The 6,260-nt window shown below is 70.6% G+C and carries 7 protein-coding genes and 1 tRNA gene; 6 read left to right on the top strand and 2 right to left on the bottom strand.

Going from position 1 to position 6,260, the window contains the following annotated elements; translation table 11 throughout:
- Positions 1 to 170 precede the first annotated feature (170 nt).
- Positions 171 to 638 carry a GatB/YqeY domain-containing protein gene (locus tag ACFWPQ_RS10335; RefSeq protein WP_384031914.1) on the bottom strand — a complete coding sequence of 156 codons (468 nt, stop codon included), beginning with the start codon at positions 636 to 638 and terminating at the stop codon, positions 171 to 173.
- 127 nt (positions 639 to 765) lie between these two features.
- On the opposite strand from ACFWPQ_RS10335, the gene ACFWPQ_RS10330 reads away from it, so the two are divergent.
- From ACFWPQ_RS10330 to ACFWPQ_RS10320, 3 genes are all read left to right on the top strand, one after another.
- Complete coding sequence (locus ACFWPQ_RS10330; protein WP_384031912.1) at positions 766 to 1,692, top strand: metallophosphoesterase; 927 nt, start codon at positions 766 to 768, stop codon at positions 1,690 to 1,692.
- A 114-nt stretch (positions 1,693 to 1,806) separates the two neighbouring features.
- Positions 1,807 to 2,571 carry a Pr6Pr family membrane protein gene (locus ACFWPQ_RS10325; protein WP_384031910.1) on the top strand — a complete coding sequence of 255 codons (765 nt, stop codon included), beginning with the start codon at positions 1,807 to 1,809 and terminating at the stop codon, positions 2,569 to 2,571.
- 74 nt (positions 2,572 to 2,645) lie between these two features.
- Positions 2,646 to 2,719, top strand: a tRNA-Pro gene (locus ACFWPQ_RS10320).
- A gap of 228 nt (positions 2,720 to 2,947) precedes the next feature.
- Here ACFWPQ_RS10320 and ACFWPQ_RS10315 read toward each other — a convergent pair.
- On the bottom strand, positions 2,948 to 3,856 hold the full coding sequence (locus ACFWPQ_RS10315) for a helix-turn-helix transcriptional regulator (RefSeq protein WP_384031908.1): 909 nt from the start codon (positions 3,854 to 3,856) through the stop codon (positions 2,948 to 2,950).
- A gap of 96 nt (positions 3,857 to 3,952) precedes the next feature.
- Here ACFWPQ_RS10315 and ACFWPQ_RS10310 point away from each other — a divergent pair, with 96 nt between their 5' ends.
- The 3 genes from ACFWPQ_RS10310 to ACFWPQ_RS10300 are packed head-to-tail and all read left to right on the top strand — an operon-like array spanning position 3,953 to position 6,176.
- Positions 3,953 to 4,135 (top strand): hypothetical protein, encoded by a 183-nt coding sequence (locus ACFWPQ_RS10310; RefSeq protein WP_384031906.1) that lies wholly within the window; start codon positions 3,953 to 3,955, stop codon positions 4,133 to 4,135.
- A gap of 32 nt (positions 4,136 to 4,167) precedes the next feature.
- Complete coding sequence (locus tag ACFWPQ_RS10305) at positions 4,168 to 5,202, top strand: zinc-binding dehydrogenase (RefSeq protein ID WP_384031904.1); 1,035 nt, start codon at positions 4,168 to 4,170, stop codon at positions 5,200 to 5,202.
- 50 nt (positions 5,203 to 5,252) lie between these two features.
- Positions 5,253 to 6,176, top strand: a complete 924-nt coding sequence (locus ACFWPQ_RS10300; RefSeq protein ID WP_384031902.1) for an alpha/beta hydrolase — start codon at positions 5,253 to 5,255, stop codon at positions 6,174 to 6,176.
- Positions 6,177 to 6,260 lie beyond the last annotated feature (84 nt).

Genomic DNA, 6,260 nt, shown 5'->3' with positions numbered 1-6,260 from the left:
CCCGGGGGCCCTCCGAACACCCCCGAGCCCCCCGCAGCCCGCGGGTCCCCCGTTCCGAGGGTGGGGCGCCCCCTCTTCCCCACTGTGGCGGCCCCACCGTCGTACTGCCGGACCTGCCGGACCTGCCGGACCTGCCGGACCTGCCGGACCTGCCGGACCTGTCGGGCAGGTCAGCCCTGGAGGCGCTTCTTCACCGCGGCGGCGACGCGGCCGCCCTCGGCCAGGCCGGCCACCTTCGGGTTCACGATCTTCATCACGGCGCCCATGGCCCGCGGCCCCTCGGCGCCCGCCGCCTTCGCCTCCTCGACGGCCGCGGCGACGATCCCCTCCAGCTCCTCGTCGCTGAGCTGCTTCGGCAGGTACTCGGCGAGGACCCCGCCCTCCGCCTTCTCCCGCTCGGCGCTCTCGGTACGACCGCCGTTCGCGAAGGCCTCCGCCGCCTCCCGGCGCTTCTTCGCCTCCTTGGCGATCACCTTGAGCACCTCGTCGTCGGAGAGCACGCGCTTCTCCTTGCCCGCGACCTCTTCGTTGGTGATCGCAGCGAGCGTCATCCGGAGCGTGGCCGAGCGGAGCTCGTCGCGTCCCTTGATCGCGGCGTTGAGGTCGTCCTGCAGCTTCGACTTGAGCGTGGTGGTCATGGCACCGATTGTCGCAGGTGTCACCGGCCCGACGCCCGCCGATTTACCCGCTTCACGCATCGCCTCACGTACCGCCTCACGTACCGCCCGGTCTCTGAGCGCTCGCTCGGTCTGACACGATGGCTGTATGCGCGCTCGATACGGAGTACCCCTGGGAGTCGCGGCGTTCGGCGCCGCGGGTGTGTTGTACGCGGCCGGTTTCGAGGCCCGTTCCTTCCGCCTGCGCCGGGTGACGGTCCCGGTCCTCCCGCCGGGGATGCGCCCGCTGCGGGTGCTCCAGGTGTCCGACATCCACATGGTCGGCGGCCAGCGCAAGAAGCAGCGGTGGCTGCAGTCGCTGGCGGGTCTGCGCCCGGACTTCGTGATCAACACGGGCGACAACCTGTCCGACCCGGAAGCCATCCCGGAGGTGCTGGACGCGCTGGGTCCGTTGATGGAGTTCCCGGGCGCGTACGTCTTCGGCTCCAACGACTACTACGGCCCCAAGCCCCGCAACCCCGCCCGCTACCTGCTGGAGAAGGTGAACGGCAAGCACGGCCTGAACGGCAACCCGCCGGTCGTCGGCGCGATCCACATCGACTGGGAAGAGCTGCGGGACGGCTTCGACGGGGCGGGCTGGCTGAACCTCACGAACACGAGGGGCACCCTGAAGATCGAGGGCGTCTCGGTGGAGCTGACGGGACTGGACGACCCGCACATCAAGCGCGACCGCTATCCGCAGGTGGCAGGCGGCCCGTCCGGTACGGCGGACTTCTCGATGGGCGTCGTACACGCCCCGTACCTGCGCGTCCTCGACTCCTTCACGGCGGACAACTACCCCCTGGTCCTGGCCGGCCACACCCACGGCGGCCAGATCTGCGTCCCGTTCTACGGCGCCCTGGTCACCAACTGCGACCTGGACGCGGACCGCGTGAAGGGCCTGTCCACGCATACGGCGGAGGGCCGTACGTCCTACCTCCACGTCTCCGCGGGCTGCGGCACCAACCGCTACACCCCGGTCCGCTTCGCCTGCCCACCGGAGGCGACGCTGCTGACGCTGGTGGGGCGGGAGTAGGGAGCACCTGGCCGGGGCCGCTCCATCAGGTCCCGTTTGTACCGTTTGACCCGTCTAATCCACTCGGCGTAGACCAGCGCGCCAGAAATGCCCTCTTCTCCCTACTTTGAGGGCATGACGACGACTCCTCCGATACCCAGGGACATACCCGACCTCCCCGCGGTTCCGGGCACGCCCGTGCTGCTGCCCGGATACGTTCCCGCGACGGCGGTGGTCGCCCCCGTCCGCCGCCCCGTGACCGCGGTGTTCCGCCTCGTGACGGCCGCGCTGGCGGCGGCCGGCGTGGCCCTGGAGCTGCTGCTGGGCAGCCCGGACCGGATCATGAGCTACTTCGGAGTCCAGGCGGCGGTGCTCCTGACCCTGGTCAGCCTCGCCTCGGCCCGCCGCGCCTGGCAGGCGGGCCGCCCCCTGCCCTCGTTCCTGACCGGCGCGGCGCTCCTCTACGCGGTGATCTCGTCCCTGGTCTACCACCTGCTCCTGGGCCACACGACGCCCCCGTTCTCGATGACGGGCTCGACACACCTTCCGGTGGCCTGGCACGGCCAGTGGCTGGCCCTGCAGCTCCTCTATACGGCAGCTCCCGCGGCGGCCCTCCTGGACTGGCTGATCCTCACGCCCCCGGCCCGCCTCCACCTCCGCCAGACGCCGGCGTGGATGCTGTACCCCCTGGCCTACCTGACCTTCACCTTCGTCCGGGCGGAGATGCTCCTCCCCGGCACGCCGGGCCGCTACCTCTATCCCTTCCTGGACGCCGAGCAGCACAGCTACCGCGCCACCCTCGCCAACGCCCTCCTCCTGGGCCTCTCCGTCTACGCCCTGGCAGTCCTCCTGGTAGCCCTGGACCACACCCGCCCGAACCCGGTCGGACGCCGCCCCTAAACCGGATTTCGTCTCCAGCCACCAGTGGGCTAAAGTAAACGACGTCGCCGCGACAAGCAGCAAAGCAGCGACACCGGGGTGTAGCGCAGCTTGGCAGCGCGCTTCGTTCGGGACGAAGAGGTCGTGGGTTCAAATCCCGCCACCCCGACAGTGAAACACCAGGCAAGGGCCTGACCCTCAGTGAGGGTCGGGCCCTTCCTGCGTCAGCAGGGTCGGGCCGTGCTTCTGACCAGCAAACTCTGCTGCACCCGCGACCGTCAGCCCCTGACGGAGATCCGCAACGCCTTCCGCGAGGTGCCCTTCGGCTGACGGCCGCTGCGCAGCCGGCACACGCCCTCGTCGCTGCTTTCCCGACGACGCTCCGGGACGGCCCGGTCTAGGCGCGGGCCTTACCGGCGGCGGGATGTGCGCCGGCGTGGGGTGCGGTCATGTCGAGCAGGATCATGGCGTCGTGGTCGGGGGTGCCGGGTTCGGCGACGTAGATGCCCAGGCGGTGGCCGGGGGTACCTTCGAGTTGCATGCCCTGGAAGGCAAGGGTGATCTCGCCGACCTGGGGGTGGTGGAAGGTCTTCGGCTTCTGGGCGTGCCCGGCTCGGGCGACGTCGTAACGGTCCCAGAGTTTGGCGAAGTCGGGGCTTTTCAGGAGGAGTTCGCCGATGAGGTTGGCCAGGTCGGGGGCGTCGGGGTCGGTGCCCGCCAGGGCGCGGAGGCGCGCGACACAGCCGCGGATCTGGGTGCTCCAGTCGGCGTAGAGGTCACGTGACTGAGGGTGGAGGAAGAGGTAGCGGGCGAGATTGCGCTGCCGGACCGGCCACTTCTCGATGCCGGCGTACAGCGCGAGCGCGCCCGGGTTGGCGGCGAGCAGGTCCAGGGTGCGGCTGGTGACGTAGGCCGGACTCGGCCGCAGGTTGTCCAGCAGTAGCTTGACCTTGGGGCTGACGGTGCGGCTGGGGGCGGCCGGAGGCACCGACGGGTGGTGGGCGGCGCGGACGGCGAGGTCGCGCAGATGGCCCTGTTCGTCCTCGTCCAGCTTCAGGGCACGGCCGAGAGCCTCGACGACGGCCAGGCTGGGGCGGGTCTCCCGGCCGCGTTCCAGCCTGGTGTAGTAGTCGATGCTCACCCCGGCCAGCGCGGCGACCTCCTCGCGGCGCAGCCCGGGGGTGCGGCGCACACCGGTCCCGGAGGTGAAGCCGACCTCGGCCGGGGTGATCCGGGTGCGCCGGGCTCGCAGGAACCGCCCCAGTTCCGTACCGCCGCCGTTCTGCTGCTGACGTTCGGGTGCCATGGCACCAGTGTGGCCCGCGCGCAGCGTGCTTGCCGCAGGCGAGGGGGACCGCGCCACACCCCCCTTCGCGCTCCCCGGAACAGCTCGCCCTGCCGCGTGGCCGCCGCACCGGGCACGGTGTGGACAGGAAGCAGATCACCGGGGAGTGAGGCGACCACCGCCGCTGAGCAGACGAGGAACACGGTCGCAGAGGCCCACCCCGGCGACACCCCGCGGACCTACCGGGCCGAGCAGGTCACCGACGACACCTGCCGGGCGCCCCGCAGCCCGGCCCGCTGATCACCCCGAAGCACCGAAGGACAGGCACCCCCATGCGCGCAGCATTGCTTTACCAGGCCGGCGACGTCCGCGTCGAGGACGTCTCCGACCCCAGGATCCAGCAGCCCACCGACGCGGTCGTCCGCATCGTGGCCGGCTGCGTCTGCGGCAGCGACCTGTGGCCCTACAAGTCCCAGCCGCTGACCGACCGGCCCCGCCAGATGGGCCACGAGTTCATCGGTGTGGTCGAGGAGACCGGCACGGAGGTGAAGAGCTTCAGGTCCGGCGACCTGGTGGTGGTCCCGTTCACCTACTCGGACGGCACCTGTGAGAACTGCCGCCGGGGTCTGACGACCTCCTGCGTCCACGGCGGCCCCTGGGGGGTCGGCGGTATCGACGGCGGCCAGGGCGAGGCCGCCCGGATCCCCTTCGCCGACAGCACCCTGGTCAAGCTCCCGGTCGGCGCGGACTCCGAACTGCTGCCCGACCTGCTGACCCTCTCCGACGTGCTGTGCACCGGCTACCACGCCGCCCGCACCGCCCGGGTGAAGGCCGGCGACAGCGTCACCGTCATCGGCGACGGCGCGGTCGGCCTGTCCGCGGTCATCTCCGCGAAGCTGCTCGGTGCCGAGCGGATCATCCTCATGGGCCGCCACACGCAGCGCACCGACCTCGGGCGCGAGTTCGGCGCCACCGACGTGGTCGCCGGGCGCGGCCAGGACGGCGTCGCCGCCGTGCGCGAGCTGACCGGCGGCACCGGCACCGACCGGGTGCTCGAATGCGTCGGCCTCAAGGACGCCCTCGTGCAGGCCACGGGCGTGGTCCGCGACGGGGGCGTGATCAGCCGTGTCGGCGCCCCGCAGTATCCCGAAGTGCCGTTCGGCTTCCCCGAGTTCCTGCGCAACATCACCCTCACCGGCGGCGTCGCCCCCGCCCGCGCCTACATCGAGGAACTCATGCCGCACATCCTGAACGGCGACATCCACCCCGGCCGCGTCTTCGACCGCACCGTGGCCCTGGACGACGTCGCCGAGGGCTACCGCCTGATGAACGACCGCGAGGCCCTCAAGGTCCTCGTCCGCCCCTGACCAGGGCGCCTCCGCACCGCACCACCACTCCGCACAGCAAGGACACGGCCATGGAACGAGTCACTTTCCAGAACAAGGGCAACACTGTGGTCGGCAACCTGTTCAAGCCCGCCGGCCTCGCGCAGGGCAGCACGTACCCCGCGATCGTGGTGACCCACCCCTTCGGCGCCGTCAAGGAGCAGGTCTCCACCACCTACGCCGAACTGTTGGCCGCGCAGGGCTTCGTCACCCTGGTCTTCGACGCCTCGTACCAGGGCGAGAGCGGCGGTGAGCCGCACTTCTCCGAGTTTCCCTCGGCGCGTGTCGAGGACATCCGCCGCGCGGTGGACTTCCTGAGCGTCCACCCCGACGTGGACGAGGACCGCATCGGCGCCCTGGGCATCTGCGCGGGCGGCGGCTACACGGTCAACGTGTCGCAGACCGAGATGCGGATCAAGGCGGTCGCGGGCGTGAGCACCTTCGACATCGGCTCCGCGCGCCGCGACGGCGTCGGCCCCCTCGGCAAGCAGTCGGCGGCGTACCGCACCGATCTGCTCAAGCGCTCGGGCCGGGCCCGCACGCGCGAGGCGGCCGGCGGGGAGGTCGAGATGTTCTCCCTGATCGCCGACAACCCCAAGTTCGACATGAACGACCTGTCCACCATCCCCGTGATGTACCAGGAGGGGTACAAGTACTACTCCGAGATCGACCCCAACCCCCGGTTCATGGGCACGTTCGCCCTCTCCAGCCTCAGCCAGCAGATGGCGTTCTTCCCGTTCGAGGGGATCGAGCTGATCTCCCCGCGCCCGTTGCTGCTGATCGCCGGCTCCGAGGCCGACACGCTCTACATGAGCCAGGACGCCATCGAGAGGGCGAAGGAGCCCAAGGAGTTCCTCGTCCTCGACGGCGCCAGCCACATCGACCTGTACTGGAACCCCGAGTACGTCCCGCAGGTCGCCGACAAGCTCACCGAGTTCTTCACCAAGAACCTCTGAGCGGCCGAGCGGATGCCGACCCGGCCACAACCAGGCGAACTTGCTTCCGCAATGCAGTTCACCCCGCCACACCAACCCAGCCCA

Origin of the sequence: Streptomyces sp. NPDC058464 (assembly GCF_042721035.1) — a bacterium.
GTDB lineage: Bacteria > Actinomycetota > Actinomycetes > Streptomycetales > Streptomycetaceae > Streptomyces.
This window is presented reverse-complemented; position numbering and strand designations above follow the sequence as displayed.

Excerpts from the sequence above, each read along its gene's own strand:
- ACFWPQ_RS10305 (WP_384031904.1), top strand. The coding sequence starts at position 4,168 with ATGCGCGCAGCATTGCTTTACCAGGCCGGCGACGTCCGCGTCGAGGAC.
- ACFWPQ_RS10335 (WP_384031914.1), bottom strand. The coding sequence starts at position 638 with ATGACCACCACGCTCAAGTCGAAGCTGCAGGACGACCTCAACGCCGCG.
- ACFWPQ_RS10315 (WP_384031908.1), bottom strand. The coding sequence starts at position 3,856 with ATGGCACCCGAACGTCAGCAGCAGAACGGCGGCGGTACGGAACTGGGG.
- ACFWPQ_RS10330 (WP_384031912.1), top strand. The coding sequence starts at position 766 with ATGCGCGCTCGATACGGAGTACCCCTGGGAGTCGCGGCGTTCGGCGCC.
- ACFWPQ_RS10325 (WP_384031910.1), top strand. The coding sequence starts at position 1,807 with ATGACGACGACTCCTCCGATACCCAGGGACATACCCGACCTCCCCGCG.
- ACFWPQ_RS10300 (WP_384031902.1), top strand. The coding sequence starts at position 5,253 with ATGGAACGAGTCACTTTCCAGAACAAGGGCAACACTGTGGTCGGCAAC.